The organism is Mesorhizobium sp. 01N446, from assembly GCF_056399285.1.
On sequence record NZ_JBFTRA010000001.1, the window covers coordinates 430,989 to 445,260 of the forward strand.

The following is a 14,272-nucleotide window of genomic DNA, read 5'->3' on the forward strand; positions in this document are numbered from 1 at the left end:
GCCGCGCCGACGCGAAGCGTCGCCTCTTTCGGGCGAGCACTCAATTGATATCTCGACATGGCAGCCGTCGCGTCTTTGCATGCGTCACTACGCATATTATGGCAACGCCTCCAGCCATGCGGCCGTTGCGTACGACAGGCGAGCCGACGAATGGTCCGGTGCCGACGAGAAAATCAACGCTGGCTCAAGCCTTCAATCGACGATGATTTCGATGAGGCAAGGCAATCCGGTTGCCCGGGCACGCTTCAGGGCCTGTGGAAAGTCACTGATGGCGGTGAGCCGTTCGGCTGATATGCCATAGGCTTCGGCCAGCTTGCAGAAATCGGGCGGCGCCGGCGAGACCCCGACCGGTTCGACGCCGACATCGAGCATCGAGGTTTCGATCTCGCGATACCCCCTGTTGTTCCAGACCACGAAGATGACCGGCGCATCGGAATCGAGCGCGACACCCAGTTCCGACAATGTGAACTGGAAGCCGCCATCGCCGGTCAGGCAGACAACCGGCACATCGGGCATGGCAAGTGCTGCGCCGATCGCCGCCGGCGGGCCGTAGCCAAGCGCACCGAAGCCGGTGGCGGCGTTGAACCAGCCGCCCGGCCGGTCGTGATCGTAATAGAGGTTGGCGGCGTAAACCGGCTGCGTCGAATCGCCGACAATGATGGCGCCCGGCAAGGCATCGCGGATCATTTCCACGGCATGCACCTGCGCCAGATAGGCCGGGCTCAGCTCGGCGGATGCCGCCTTCCGTGTGGCGGCGGCGCGTGCCTCGCCGCCGGATGCGGCAGAATGGGCCGGGCCGATAGCCGCCAGCAAGGCTTCGATCGCCTCGGCGCAGTCGGCCTGGATGCCGACCGTCACCGGGCGGCGGGCGAGCTGGTCGGCGCCGATGTCGATGCGGATCAGGTTGGAAGGCAGAACGAAGCCGCCGTCGCCATAGCCGTCATAGTCGGTCGGGCCGCATTCGGTGCCGGCGGCAATCACCAGATCGGCCTCAGCCATCAGCGCCCGAACCGCCTTCAGGCTAGGGCTTGCCGGCACGCCGAGCGGGTGACGGTGCAGCAGGCCGCGCGCATTGGTGGTCTCGACGACCGGCGCGCCGAGTGTCTCGGCCAGGCGCCGCAGCGCCGTCTCGGCCCGCTTGGCGCCGCCGCCGGCCAGGATCAGCGGACGGCGGGCAGTGGCGATGAGTTCGGCAGCCCTTGCAATGGCTGCGCCATCCGGCGCGGGTGGCGCCGCGTTGCTCAGCAATGCCGCGATATCATCAGCCGGCTTGACCATGACATCGGTCGGGATCTCGATATGCACAGGGCCCGGCCGTGACGATGAAAACAGCGCGAAGGCCTGCGCCAGCGCGCCCGGCAATTCGCTGGCCTCGGTGACGCGCAACGCCAACAGCGCCACCTTCTCCATCATGCCGCGCTGGTCCGGCAGCTCATGCAGGAAGCCCAGCCCCTTGCCCAGCGTCGGCATGGCGTTGACGCCCGATATGACCAGCATCGGCACCGAATCGGCGCGCGCCTGGCCCATGGCGGTGATGGTGTTGGTCAGCCCCGGCCCGGTGATGACGAAGGCGACGCCCGGCCTGCCGCTGGCGCGGGCATAGCCGTCGGCCATGAAGCCGGCGCCTTGTTCGTGGCGCGGCGTGACATGGCGGATCTTCGAGCGCGCCAGGCCGCGATAGAGCTCGACCGTGTGGACGCCTGGAATGCCGAAGACGGTATTCACGCCATGCGCCTCGAGCAGCGTGATCAGGGCTTCGCCGAGTGTTGTCATTGATTGTCTTCCCTTTCCGGCGCAAGGCCCAGTTCGGCCTCTACAGTCTTGATGCCAATCGCCGCCAATTCGCCAGGCGAGAACATATCGCCGGCCAGGCAGCCTTCGATCCAGAGCCCGTCGATGATCGCATTGATCGCGATGGCGTGGTGGCGCAACTGGCTTGCGTCCGGCTCGCGCCGTTCGGCGGCGAGCACCTCGGCCACAACTGCTTCCACCTCGTTGCGAAAGCCAAGGTAGCCTTCGCGGTGGGCGCGAGCCAGGCTTGGATCCGCACCGGCGCGGCCGATGAAGGTTGCCCAGAGTGAAAACACCCGCGCGTCGATGATCGGCACGTTCAGGTTGGCGGTGACGAAAGCTGCAAGGCGCTGGCGCGGCGAGGCATCTTCCATCACCAACGCCGCTTTCGCCTGCTCGGTCATGCGGCCCATGAGTGCGGCATAGGCTTCCTGCAGCAATTCTTCCTTGCCGGGGAAATAGTGCCGGATCAGGCCGGCGGTGACGCCGGCGCGCAAGGCAATGGTGCGCAAGGTGGCGCCCTGCAAGCCATGTTCGGCCACACTGTCCAGGGTTGCCTCGATCAGATCCTGCCGCCGCCGCTCCTCGCCCTCGCGGCGGAACCTGCGGCGGGATGGCGCATTCATTGGCGCAGGATCGGCCGCGTCAGGCATGTCGGCCCGCCCTCGCAGGCGATGCAGAGCGCATCCGCCTCGAAGATTTCGACCGTGCAGCCGGCGGCTTCCATCGCGGCCTTGGTCTTGGGAAAGCCTGCGACCGCAATGACCTTGAGCGGGCTGGTCGGCAATACGTTGAGGCTGAGGCCGTTGGAAGCCGCGAACTCTTCGGCGTCGCCTTCGACCAGCCGGATGCCGCGTGCCTTCAGCATCTGATAGAATGGCGCCGGCAAAAGCGGCGAATAGACCAAAGCGAGGTCGTCGGCCAGCGGGCTGATCACCGACATCAGATGCAGGCAGGCCTCTTCGCCCTGCCACAACGGAAGATCAAAGCCGTAGACGGAAACGCCCAGCGGCGTCAGCAGGTTGGAAACCTGCTGGATGCCTTCCTGGTTGGAACGGACACCGCGCCCGATCACCAGCGTGCGCGCATCCAGCCACACACAGTCACCGCCTTCGACCTGGCCCGGGGCCTCAACGCGGCCGAGGATCGGAATGCCCAGTCTTGTGTAGGTTTCCTCATGCAGCGAGGGCTCCCCCGCGCGCAAGGGCTTGCCCATGGACAGAATCAGCGCGCCGCGGTCGGTCATCAGCGATGGGTCGTGCGTGAACACCGAATCCGAAAGTCCGTCGGCCTTGTCCTCGATCCATTCGATTTCGGAGCCGGAAGCCGCCACCAGTTCAGCAAGGACGGCGTGCTGCGATGCGGCTTTCGCCGGATCGAATCCCGGGCCATAGTGCCAGGCGGCCCTGTCGGCGTCGCGCATCGCGTTGGCCGCCGACCGCATCAGCACGCGTCGCAGCGGCGCGGCCATGGATTGTGATCCGAAAGCGCTCATCGAGGCCCTTTTTTGGCTGAAAAAAACCGAGAAAATTTCATGGGAGGCTATTTATACACTTGCACAACAAGCTCGCAAGTGCCGTAATGAGTGGGATTGACGGGCTCGCGCCGTTGGGTCCATGCTGAAGTCTAGAGCGGGGCAGTACAGCGTATATGTTGATTAGCCGAATGGACGTTCGACGAACTGCCGCCGACCATACAGAGGTCACCCGGTGAGCGCGGTGGAGGCTGCCGCAGCACAATCCGGCAAGGCGCAGAACGGCGCCGCCGAAGCCATCCATGTCGAAAACCTGCACAAGAAATTCGGCCAGCTGCATGTGCTGAAGGGCGTGTCGCTGTCGGCGCGCGACGGCGAGGTGATCGCCATCATCGGTGGCTCGGGCTCGGGCAAATCGACGCTGCTGCGCTGCATCAACTGCCTGGAAAATCCGACGAGCGGCATCATCCGCGTCAATGGCGAGGAGATCAAGCTGAAGGCGGACAGCCATGGCCACACCGTTCCGGCCGACCGCAGACAGATCGAGCGTATCCGCTCCAAGCTCGGCATGGTGTTCCAGAACTTCAACCTGTGGAGCCACATGACGCTGATCGAAAACGTCATCGAGGTTCCGGTGCACGTGCTCGGCGTCAAGCGCGACGAGGCGATCGCCCAGGCCGAAAAGCTGCTGACGCGCGTCGGGCTTGCGGAAAAGCGCGACGTCTATCCTGCCTATCTGTCAGGCGGCCAGCAACAGCGCGCCGCGATCGCCCGCGCGCTCGCCATCAATCCGCGCGTCATGCTGTTCGACGAGCCGACCTCGGCGCTCGACCCCGAACTGGTCGGCGAAGTGCTGAAGGTCATCGGCGACCTGGCGCGCGAAGGCCGCACCATGGTGCTGGTCACCCATGAGATGAAGTTCGCCCGCGAGGTCGCGACCCATGTCGTCTATCTCTACAACGGGCTGGTCGAGGAAGAAGGGCCGCCGGAGCAGATCTTCGGCGCACCGAAATCCGAAAGGCTGAAACAGTTCATCCGCAACATCGGCTAGGGACAGGCCGAGACGGAAGAAAACCGGGAACCAACAACAAACTGGGAGTTTGAAATGAAGACTGTTCTGAAGACATTCGCCGCGGCACTGCTGCTCGGCGTCGCCGCCATGGGCGTGGCCAAGGCCGATCCGGTCAAGATCGGCGTCGCCGCCGAGCCCTATCCGCCCTTCACCTCGCCGGACGCCTCGGGCAAATGGGTCGGCTGGGAGATCGACTTCATCGACGCCGTCTGCGCCGAGGAGAAACTCGACTGCGTCATCACGCCTGTCGCCTGGGACGGCATCATCCCGGCGCTGACCACCAAGAAGATCGACCTCATCGTCTCGTCGATGTCGATCACCGCCGAGCGCGAGAAGACCATCGACTTCTCCGACAAGTACTACAACACCCCGACCGCCATCATCGGACCGAAGGACCAGAAGTTCGGCGCCGCGCCCGACGACCTCAAGGGCAAGGTGCTCGGCGTCCAGGTGTCGACCGTGCACGCCGTCTACGCCAAGAAGCACTTCGGCCCGACCGCCTCCGAAATCAAGGAATACCAGACCCAGGACGAAGCTAACCAGGATCTCGCCGCCGGCCGCCTCGATGCGGTGCAGGCCGACTCAATCGCGCTTGGCGAATTCCTCAAATCCGATCAGGGCAAGGCCTGCTGCGACCTGAAGGGCATGGTGGCTCCGGACGACGAAGTGCTCGGACCGGGCGTCGGCGCCGGCGTGCGCAAGGAAGACACCGAGTTGAAGGGCAAGATCAACGCCGGCATCAAGGCGATCCGCTCCAACGGCAAGTATGACGAGATCTCGAAGAAGTACTTCGATTTCGACATTTACGGCGGCTCGACGCAGTCGAACTGACCCCCCCCCTCGCATGTCCCGGAGAGCGTGACGCCAAAGTCGTGCTCTCCGGCCTCCCTTTCYCACGCATGCCTGCCGCCGGCCGCTGGCGTCGGCGGATAGAGCCAGCAATCCGGGGGCAAAGCTGATCGACGCGCTTCTTCCGGCCTCGGCGGCCGGTATCATCGAACTTCTCTCGCCCGCGCCCGTCGGCTGGGGCGGTACACTCATGCTCGGGCTGCTGCATTCGCTCGAGATTGCAGTAGGCGCCACGATCGTCGGCCTGCTCATCGGGACCTGCGGCGCCTATGGCAAGCTTTATGGCGGGCCCGTCGTGCGCGACCTGCTGGCTGTCTACACCACCGTGGTGCGCGCCGTGCCGGAACTGGTACTGATCCTGCTGCTCTACTATGCCGGCACCGACCTGATAAACCAGGTGCTGACCGCGATCGGTTACCAGCGTGTCGATATTAGCGGGCTGGTGGCCGGCATAGCCGTGCTTGGCTTCTGCCAGGGCGCCTATTCGACAGAGGTCATGCGCGGCGCGATCCTGGCTATCCCGCAGGGCCAGATCGAAGCGGCCCGCGCCTTCGGCATGTCTCCCGGCCTTCTCTTGCGGCGCATCACGCTGCCGGCGATGCTGCCTTTCGCCATTCCGGGTCTGGCCAATCTGTGGCTGATCGCGACCAAGGACACCGCGCTGCTGGCCGTCGTCGGCTTCTTCGAACTGACGCTCGCGACACGGCAGGCGGCAGGCGTCACCAAGGCCTATCTGATCTTCTACCTCGCCGCCGGCGTTCTCTATCTCGCGGTGACGCTGTTTTCGAACTTCCTGCTTGGCCGCGCCGAGAAATGGGCGCGGCGCGGCATGCCTTCGATCAAGGAGGCACGCTGATGGCAGGCGAAGCGGCCATCATCGACACGGCGGCGCGCGCCTCGCTCTGGCTGCAGCCGCATCGCATCATTCTCATCCTGATCGGGCTGGGGTTGGTGCTGTCGGCCGCGTTTTTCATGCGCTGGGACTGGCTGCCGCAATATTGGGAGATGGGCCTGATGGGCATCTGGCGCGCCCTGTGGATCCTGGCGGTCACCTGCGCGCTCGGCTTCCTGATCGCCATGCCGGTCGGGCTGGCGCAGGCCGCCGGTTCGATCTGGATCGCGGCGCCGGCGAAAGTCTTCTGCACCATCATCCGCGGCACGCCGCTGCTGTTGCAGTTGTGGCTGCTCTATTACGGGTTGGGCTCGCTGTTCCCGCAATATCCGTGGATCCGCGACTCCTGGATGTGGCCGTATCTGCGGCAGGCCTGGCCGTACGGCGTTCTGGCTCTCACCCTGTCCTTCGCCGGCTATGAGGGCGAAGTGATGCGCGGCGCCTTTGCCGGCGTGCCCAAGGGACAGCTGGAAGCCGCCCGCGCCTTCGGCATGAGCCGCTGGAAGATCTTCCGGCGCATCTGGCTGCCGCAAGCTTTCTACCGGGCACTGCCGACGCTGACCGGCGAGACCGTGCTGCAGTTGAAGTCGACGCCGCTGGTGGCGACGATCAGCGTGATCGACATCTTCGCCGTCGCGGGCAAGGTGCGGCAGGACACCTACCTCACCTACGAGCCCTTGCTGCTGCTGGCGTTGATCTATATGGCGATCACCGGCATTCTGGTCCTGGCCCTCAGCCGGATCGAGGCGCGGATTCCGGTCAAGGTCGGCTAGGAAGACGTGGTGAATAGCGAGTAGTGAGTAGCGAATAGGGCCACCTCGCTATCCCCGTACTCGCTACTCCCTATTCGCTACTCACTTAGGAACAATTGCGATGCAACTCAGTCTCGACCAGGCAAGAGGACTGTGCCGGATGGCGGCACTCGGCGCCGGCGCCAACGAGGAGGCGGCGCAGTCGCTCACCGCGTCGATCATCGCCGCCGAGGCGGAAGGGCTTTCGACCGTCGGCCTGTCGCATTTCATCGACTATCTCGAAGCGCTGGAGGCCGGGCGCATCGACGGCAATGCCGATCCGGTGATCACCAGGCCGGCGCTGGCCGTCTATCTTTCCGACGCACGCGGCGGACTGGCGCATACCGGCTTCGACCGGACGATCGACGACCTCGCCAAGGCGGCAAAATTGTTCGGCGTCGCCATCTTCTCGCAGAAGAACGCCTATACGTGCGGCGCGCTCGGCTATTTCACCGGGCGCCTTGCCCAGCAGGGGCTGGTCTCCTTCGCCGCCACCAACGGTCCGGCGGTGCTGGCTGGTTCGGGCTCGGTCAAGCCGGTCTATTGCACCAACCCGATGTCGTTTGCCGCGCCCGCCGCCGACGGCGCGCCGCTGGTCATCGACCAGTCATCGAGCGCCACCGCTTTTGTCAATATCCGCAAGGCGGCCGAAGACGGCAAGAAGATCCCCGAGGGCTGGGCGCTGGACGCCAGCGGCAACCCGACCACCGACCCGGCCGCCGCCATGAAGGGCGCCATGCTGGCCTTTGGCGGCCAGCGCGGCGCCAACATCGCGCTGATGGTCGAAGTGCTGGCTGCCGGCCTGTCGGGCGCCAACTGGTCGCTCGACGCGCCGTGGTTCACCGGCGGCCCGGACAGCCCCGGAACCGGCCTGTTCGTGCTGGCTGTCGAGCCCAAGCTGCTCGATCCGGATTTCGAACAGCGCATGAAGGACCAGCTCGACCGCCTGCGCCGCCGTTTCGGCGTGCATGTGCCGGGCCGCGCCCGTGCCGAGGCCGCCGAGAAAGCGCAGGCGCGCGGCATCACCGCGCCCAAGGCTGTGGTGCAGCGTATTTCCGAATTCGCCGAGCGCTATTCGGCCTGAATCCCAGCGAACGAACGCCTGGCCGGTGCCGGACCTTCGACAGTGCCTTTCAGCGGGGATATTCGAGCTGCATGGCGACGAAGTCGGCCGTGCGTGCGCCGTGGCGAGCCGCGATGTCTTGGAGCGCCTGGTCAAGCGCCCTCGCCGGCCGCGGATCGGCCATGGCCGGGACCAGCCGCTCCGCCGGCCAGTCGGTGGTGACCTGGTCAGGCAAGATACGCAGGCCGTCGCGGCTGACGACCGCGCCCTCCTTGCCGGCGAATGTGACCGCGCCCGAGCGAAAGGTTCGCGACCAGGCATCGGCGACCAGCGCCAGCGACACCTCATCCAGACCTGATATCAGCGGGATACCGAGCTGCTCATGGTCCAGGACGGCAAGCGTGTTGCCGATCGCCGTCAGCGCGAACGGGCGGGTGAACTTGAAGGCGCCGCTGTCGTGCCGCGCATCCCAGTGCGCCAGGCCCAGATCACGGCTGACGGCTTCGGCCTTTTCCCGGCCCGCGATGGCCTCGATCAGGGTCAGCATCATCGGCATCGATGCGGTGATCCCCGTCGTCGTCGCGACGCCCTGATCGACGACGAAGCGCCGGTCGGCGACATAGTGGATCGTGGGATGCTTTTCGCGGAGTTCGCCGACGGAATACCAATGGGTCGTCGCCCGCTTGCCGTCGAGCAACCCGCTGGCGCCGACCACCTTGGCGCCGGCGCAGATGCCGATCACCACGGCGCCCTTGGCTGCCTGGCTCCTGATCCATTTCAGCACGTCGGGGTCGTCGTCGCGCATCATGGCCGGTACGATGACATAGTCGACGCCGTCCGGGTGCTCGGCGTCGAATGCCGCCGTCGTCGCGTCGGGCTCGATCTGCAGGGCCGGGTGCAATCTCATCGGCCCGGGCTGCGTTGCCAGCGCCACGACATCCGCGACATCAGCGCGCCGCAGGATGCCGTAAGGCATGAGATAATCGGTGGTTTCGGTGCCGTCGTTAATGCCGACGATGGCGATCAGGGGACGCTGGCGCTTCGGCGGCTTCAATGCCGCGAGCGTCGAGGCGGTCTCCTTGGCATCGATCGCCGGCTGAACGGCAGCCTGGGACGCCGTCGGCAGCGAGAGCAACCATGCGGCCCCCAATGCGAGGAGGGCCACCGCCACGCCGAGGCCACTCCACAGCATGATACGCAATTTCATGGTCCCAGTCCTTCCGATCGAAACGCTTGACCATCAGCCTAGCTACGGTAGGACTTGTCCGAAATGACATATATCGCGCAAAAACTGCCATGATCCGGAAGGTTGGCATCATCATCCACCCCGGCTTCCAGTTGCTGGACGCGGCCGGCCCGGCGGCGGCCTTTGAGCTGGCGGAGGGGTTTTGTGTCGGGAGCTACAGGCTCGACATACTGGCGCCCGGCGGCGGCGAGATCGAGAGTTCGTCCGGCATGCGGCTTGCGGCCCGGCCCTTGTCTTTGGAAGAGCCGCTCGACACCGCGATCATCTCCGGTGGCGAAATCATTCGCTCCATGGCCGCCGCCCAGGAGATCGTCACCTGGCTCCAGCGCAGGGGCACAAGGCGAACGGCGAGCGTGTGCACGGGCGCCTATCTGCTGGCGGAAGCAGGCCTTCTCAATGGCAGGCGCGCCACCACCCACTGGTGGAGCACGCACGACTTCGCACGCCGCTACCCCGCGGTGAAACTCGATGCGGAGCGGATCTTCGTCAGGGATGGCAGCGTGTGGACCTCGGCCGGCATTTCAGCCGGCATCGACCTGGCATTGGCGCTCATCGAGGATGACCTTGGCCCGGCGATAGCGCGCCGCGTTGCGCAGCAGCTTGTCGTTCACCAACGCCGTCCCGGAGGCCAGTCGCAATTCTCCGCGCTTGTCGAACTCGGCGGACGAACGGGCCGCTTTGTCGAACTGATTGGATGGATGCGCACCGCGTTGGCCCAGCCGCTGACCGTGGAGTGCCTCGCCGATCGCGCCGCCATGAGCCCGCGCAATTTTGCGCGCGCCTTCAAGACGGAAACCGGCACCACTCCGGCCAAGGCCGTGGAGCGAATTCGCCTGGAAACCGCGCGGATTGCGGTGGAAACAGGCCACATATCGCTCGATCGCATCGCGCAGGAGAGCGGCTTCGGCGATGCCGGGCGAATGCGCCGCGCTTTCCTGAGAAGCTTTGGCCAGCCGCCGCAGGCGCTCAGGCGGGCAGCGGCGGTTTCGCGCAATGACGGTTGATGACGTCCTTCGATGTCGCCCCGGCGGTGCGATTTTTATCCGCCTTCGTGAACCTTCCTGCAGGTCGCGGCGACCAATGGCTGTCCGGGTCGGGTGTGCCCGGTCGGTGTCTTCTGCCGGATGCGTCCAGGGCTGGGGCGGGCGTCTTACGCCATGCTGATACCGTCTCAGGTCAGGCCGCCTCGTTGGACCCTGGTTTCGGCATGAGCTTCACCCGGAAAACCCCGCTTCGGCGGGGTTTTCTGCGTTTGGTTGCGTGCATGAACATGATTATAAAAGTTAACTTTTGTTAACTTGACTTGGCGGGAGCCATCGGGCGTTTGCGAGGGGATGTTCACACAGACAGGAGCTACGATGTCCGTAACCACCGACGCTTCCCGCGGCAGGCTGATCATTCCGGCGCTCGGCCGCCTGTATGCATCGCTGCATGACGCCGGCGAAACCGTGCTGCGCGTCGTCGCCGGCGCGTTTCTCGCCATCCACGGCTCGCAGAAGATCACCAATCCCTTCGGCGCCGCCGAAATGGTCGAAGGCCTTGGCTTCTATCCCGGCGCTTTCTGGTCGCTGCTTCTGGCCTGCACCGAGTTTTTCGGCGGCATTCTCATCGCCATCGGGTTCTTGACGCGTCCGGCCGCTTTCGCCGGCCTGTTCGTACTGCTGGTCACCGTGTGGTTCCACTGGGTGACTATGGGCCAGGGGTTTTCGGGCGCCGAAAAGTCGCTTTTGTGGGCGGCGATCCTGCTCTTATTCGTCATTCGCGGCGGCAACCGACACTCGGTCGACGCCCGCATCGGCAAGGCGTTCTAACCAGCTTTCATGAGGGGCGACGCGACGACGCGTCACCCTTTGCCTTTGGCGCAAAACCGACTATGAAACGGCTTCAGCCAAGCCATCTGGAACGTGCGCCGGAGCCAGCCATGACCGAAATCCTGCAGACCCCAAAGCTTGTTGTCGTCTTTGGCGGGTCTGGCTTTGTCGGCCGCCATGTCGTGCGCGCGCTGGCCAAGCGCGGCTACCGCATCCGGGTCGCCTGCCGGCGGCCCGACCTTGCCGGCCATCTGCAGCCGCTCGGCAATGTCGGCCAGATCCAGCCGGTGCAGGCCAATGTGCGCGTGCGCTGGTCGGTCGACCGCGCCGTGCAAGGCGCCGACCATGTCGTCAATCTCGTCGCCATCCTGCATGAGACCGGCCGGCAGAAATTCTCCGCCGTGCATGAATTCGGCTCCCGCGCCGTCGCCGAGGCTGCGCGCTCGGTCGGTGCCGGGCTGACCCATATTTCGGCGCTTGGCGCCGATCTGGACTCCGAATCGGACTATGCGCGCACCAAGGCGCTTGGCGAAAAGGCCGTCATGGAGACGATCCCCGACGCCGTGATTTTCCGGCCTTCGATCAATTTCGGACCGGAAGACAGCTTCTTCAACCGCTTCGCCAACATGGCGCGCTATTCGCCGGTGCTGCCGCTGATCGGCGGCGGCCAGACCAAATTCCAGCCGGTCTATGTCGGCGACGTCGCCGAAGCGGTGGCGCGCTCGGTCGACGGCAAGACCAATCGCGGCCAGATCTACGAGCTTGGCGGCCCCAATGTGCTCACCTTCAAGGAGTGCATGGAAGAGTTGCTGACCGTAATCGAGCGCAAGCGCCTGCTGGTGCCGGTGCCGTGGTGGGTCGCCAACATCCAGGCCTCGATCCTCGGCCTGTTGCCCAACCCGCTGCTGACCAAGGACCAGGTGATGCAGCTGCGCGAGCACAACATCGTTTCGGAAGCCGCCGCCAAGGCCGACCGGACGCTCGCCGGGCTCGGCATCCAGCCGCAATCGATCGCGACGATCCTGCCGAGCTACCTCTGGCGCTTCCGCGCCGCCGGCCAGTTCCAGCAGCGCAAGCCTGTAGCATAGATCACCGCTACCGCCTGAAAGGCGCGCCTAGCGAGGCGTGACCTGCATTGGCAACCCGCCTTGCGGCTGGGTCGTCAGCTTCTGCACCGGCCATGGCTTGGTGTCAGCGGTCGTGTCGAAGCGGAAGCGCGACAACAGGATGGCGAGCGCGATGATCGCTTCCTGCATGGCGAAGCTGGCGCCGATGCAGACGCGCGGCCCCGCGCCGAATGGCAGATACTGGAAGCGGTCGATCTTTTCGCGATTTCCCGGGTGGAAGCGCTCGGGCAGGAAGGCATCGGGCCTGTCCCAAAGCTTCCTGTGGCGGTGGACGACCCAGGGCATGACCAGCACCGCCGCGTGCTTGGGGATATAGAGATCCTTCCACATTTCCGGCTCGATCGGCTCGCGGTTGATCGACGGCGCCGGCGGATAGAGCCGTAGCGCCTCGTCGAAGGCGGCGCGGGTCAACGGCATGGCGTCGAGCCACTTCGTCGGATCGGGTTCGCGCGCCAGCACCGCATCGATCTCCTGCTCGACCCGATTGCGCTCCCATGGCGATTCGGCGAGGCAGTAAAGCGTCCAGCCCAACGCCCGCGCGGTGGTCTCATGGCCGGCGCCGATGAAGGTGATGATGTTGTCCTCGACTTCCGGCCGCGTCAACCCGTCGGGATCTTCGGCCTTGAGCAGCAGCGTCAGGAAATCCTGCGGCACGGCATCGGGATCGCGCCTGAATTTGTCTTCGCGCATCTTGACCGTGTCGGTGACGATCTTGCGGAAATAGGCCATGGTCTTGCGGCCGCGGATGCGGGTGAGCCGCGGCAGCCAGTCGGGCGCGCGCAACAGGTCGAGCGGATCGACGCGGCCCATGGTCTCGAACAGGCGGTCGATCTCGTTGGCGAAACTGCCCGGCTCGCCCGCGATCTCGCCGGAAAACAGCGTTTCGGCGAGAATGTCGTAGGTGAGCAATGTCATGTCATGGGCGATGTCGGATATGCCGCCCTCTTCGTAGCGGGTGACGAACTCGAGCGTGCGTTTCAGCATCGGCTGGGCGAAACCGAAGATGTGGCGCGGCGTGAACACCGGCGCCATCGCCTTGCGGGACCGCTTCCACACGTCGCCCTCGGCGGTCAGCAGACCATCGCGCAGGATCGGCCGCAGGATCTTCTGGCGCACCGTCGCCATCTTGTAGTTCCTGGCGTTGTCGACCAGCACATGGCGGATCAGGCCGGGATCGTTGGCGATGACCAGACGCCCGCCAACACCGTTCGCCGATATCCAGGGCTCGTTGTAGGTCGGCTCGCCCCAGAGTTCGAGCGGATTGCGGTAGACGATGCGGATCATCTCCAGCGTCGAAGGCGGCGACGTGCGCGGCTTCGGCGCGGGAGGAACAAAGGGGGCGGGCTGAGTGTCCATCAAGTGCTCCGCTATCGCTTCAATGTAGTGGCTGGCGACCCAGGCGTCCATGTGACCGAACGGCAGGTCATTCGCGGTACGAAGCGGCGTTCATCCGATCGTGACCGCTGCCCCCGATATCCAACCTTGTCCGCCGGGACGCGCTGCCTTAGTGACAGTCACCAACAGATACCGCCTGACAAAGGAGCCCGCCCTTGAAGCACCAGTTAAACATCATCATCGGCAGCACGCGGCCCGGCCGCGCCGGTCCGGTTTTCGCCGAGTGGCTGGAGAGATTCGCGCGCGAGCACGGGAAATTCGAACCGGTCCTGACCGATATCGCCGCCTTCCACCTGCCGGTGCTCGACGAACCGCACCATCCCAGGCTTGGCAACTACCAGAACGACCACACCAAGGCGTGGTCGAAGGCGATCGACGCCGCCGACGCCTTCGTCTTCGTGGCGCCGGAGTATAATTATTTCGCGGCGCCGGCGATCGTCAACGCGATCGACTACCTGCTGCGTGAATGGAAGTACAAGCCGGCCGCCATTTTCAGCTATGGCGGCGTCTCCGGCGGCCTGCGCGCGGCGCAGGCGCTGAAGCCGCTTTTGACGTCGGTGGGGATCATGCCGATCCCGGAAGGCGTCGCGCTGCCGATGTATCAGAAGCTACTCGACGAAAACGGCGCCTTCAGCGCCAGCGAGCAGGTAACCGGCGGCACCAAGGCCATGCTGGACGAGCTTTTGCGCTGGAGCGAAGCGTTGAAGCCGCTTCGCACTGCCTGAGCAAGCCGGTCCCCGAACGCCCCGGCTTGCTCGCGC

General features: G+C 65.1%; 14 protein-coding genes. 9 read left to right on the top strand and 5 right to left on the bottom strand.

Going from position 1 to position 14,272, the window contains the following annotated elements; genetic code table 11:
* Nucleotides 1-192: 192 nt before the first annotated feature.
* From AC1DPX_RS01945 to AC1DPX_RS01955, 3 genes are read right to left on the bottom strand one after another with little or no spacing between them, the layout of a single operon-like run.
* Nucleotides 193-1,773: a 5-guanidino-2-oxopentanoate decarboxylase gene (locus tag AC1DPX_RS01945; RefSeq protein WP_477234233.1), complete on the bottom strand. Its 1,581-nt coding sequence runs from the start codon at nucleotides 1,771-1,773 to the stop codon at nucleotides 193-195.
* Nucleotides 1,770-2,417, bottom strand: coding sequence for a TetR family transcriptional regulator C-terminal domain-containing protein (locus AC1DPX_RS01950; protein WP_477234235.1), 648 nt, complete (start codon nucleotides 2,415-2,417; stop codon nucleotides 1,770-1,772). The genes AC1DPX_RS01945 and AC1DPX_RS01950 overlap by 4 nt, the downstream gene beginning before the upstream one ends.
* Nucleotides 2,414-3,286 (bottom strand): dimethylarginine dimethylaminohydrolase family protein, encoded by an 873-nt coding sequence (locus AC1DPX_RS01955; RefSeq protein WP_202356586.1) that lies wholly within the window; start codon nucleotides 3,284-3,286, stop codon nucleotides 2,414-2,416. Before AC1DPX_RS01955 ends, AC1DPX_RS01950 begins: the two co-directional genes overlap by 4 nt.
* 214 nt (nucleotides 3,287-3,500) lie before the next feature.
* On the opposite strand from AC1DPX_RS01955, the gene AC1DPX_RS01960 reads away from it, so the two are divergent.
* The 5 genes from AC1DPX_RS01960 (at nucleotide 3,501) to AC1DPX_RS01980 (ending at nucleotide 7,953) form a co-directional block, all read left to right on the top strand.
* Nucleotides 3,501-4,316, top strand: coding sequence for an ABC transporter ATP-binding protein (locus tag AC1DPX_RS01960; protein ID WP_274609319.1), 816 nt, complete (start codon nucleotides 3,501-3,503; stop codon nucleotides 4,314-4,316).
* A 54-nt stretch (nucleotides 4,317-4,370) separates the two neighbouring features.
* Nucleotides 4,371-5,168: a transporter substrate-binding domain-containing protein gene (locus AC1DPX_RS01965; RefSeq protein ID WP_202356587.1), complete on the top strand. Its 798-nt coding sequence runs from the start codon at nucleotides 4,371-4,373 to the stop codon at nucleotides 5,166-5,168.
* Nucleotides 5,169-5,376: 208 nt separating this feature from the next.
* Nucleotides 5,377-6,042 (top strand): ABC transporter permease, encoded by a 666-nt coding sequence (locus tag AC1DPX_RS01970; protein WP_244730635.1) that lies wholly within the window; start codon nucleotides 5,377-5,379, stop codon nucleotides 6,040-6,042.
* A complete protein-coding gene (locus AC1DPX_RS01975) occupies nucleotides 6,042-6,851 on the top strand; it encodes an ABC transporter permease (RefSeq protein WP_477234237.1) in 810 nt (269 codons plus the stop codon). Before AC1DPX_RS01970 ends, AC1DPX_RS01975 begins: the two co-directional genes overlap by 1 nt.
* Nucleotides 6,852-6,951: 100 nt before the next feature.
* Nucleotides 6,952-7,953, top strand: a complete 1,002-nt coding sequence (locus AC1DPX_RS01980; RefSeq protein WP_202356589.1) for an Ldh family oxidoreductase — start codon at nucleotides 6,952-6,954, stop codon at nucleotides 7,951-7,953.
* A gap of 49 nt (nucleotides 7,954-8,002) precedes the next feature.
* Here the strand turns inward: AC1DPX_RS01980 and AC1DPX_RS01985 are convergent, their stop codons facing one another.
* Entirely contained in the window at nucleotides 8,003-9,139 is a 1,137-nt protein-coding gene (locus tag AC1DPX_RS01985; RefSeq protein ID WP_477234239.1) for a DJ-1/PfpI family protein, read from the bottom strand.
* Nucleotides 9,140-9,228: 89 nt separating this feature from the next.
* Between AC1DPX_RS01985 and AC1DPX_RS01990 the strand changes: the two genes are divergently transcribed.
* From AC1DPX_RS01990 to AC1DPX_RS02000, 3 genes are all read left to right on the top strand, one after another.
* Nucleotides 9,229-10,182: a GlxA family transcriptional regulator gene (locus tag AC1DPX_RS01990; RefSeq protein ID WP_477234241.1), complete on the top strand. Its 954-nt coding sequence runs from the start codon at nucleotides 9,229-9,231 to the stop codon at nucleotides 10,180-10,182.
* Nucleotides 10,183-10,536: 354 nt separating this feature from the next.
* On the top strand, nucleotides 10,537-10,989 hold the full coding sequence (locus tag AC1DPX_RS01995) for a DoxX family protein (RefSeq protein WP_202356592.1): 453 nt from the start codon (nucleotides 10,537-10,539) through the stop codon (nucleotides 10,987-10,989).
* 110 nt (nucleotides 10,990-11,099) lie between these two features.
* Nucleotides 11,100-12,077, top strand: a complete 978-nt coding sequence (locus AC1DPX_RS02000) for a complex I NDUFA9 subunit family protein (protein WP_202356593.1) — start codon at nucleotides 11,100-11,102, stop codon at nucleotides 12,075-12,077.
* A 27-nt stretch (nucleotides 12,078-12,104) separates the two neighbouring features.
* Here AC1DPX_RS02000 and AC1DPX_RS02005 read toward each other — a convergent pair whose 3' ends face one another.
* Nucleotides 12,105-13,472 (bottom strand): cytochrome P450, encoded by a 1,368-nt coding sequence (locus AC1DPX_RS02005; protein WP_477234243.1) that lies wholly within the window; start codon nucleotides 13,470-13,472, stop codon nucleotides 12,105-12,107.
* A 194-nt stretch (nucleotides 13,473-13,666) separates the two neighbouring features.
* Between AC1DPX_RS02005 and AC1DPX_RS02010 the strand changes: the two genes are divergently transcribed.
* The gene (locus tag AC1DPX_RS02010; RefSeq protein WP_202356595.1) at nucleotides 13,667-14,236 is read left to right on the top strand and encodes an NADPH-dependent FMN reductase; all 570 of its coding nucleotides are present in this window, start codon (nucleotides 13,667-13,669) and stop codon (nucleotides 14,234-14,236) included.
* Nucleotides 14,237-14,272 lie beyond the last annotated feature (36 nt).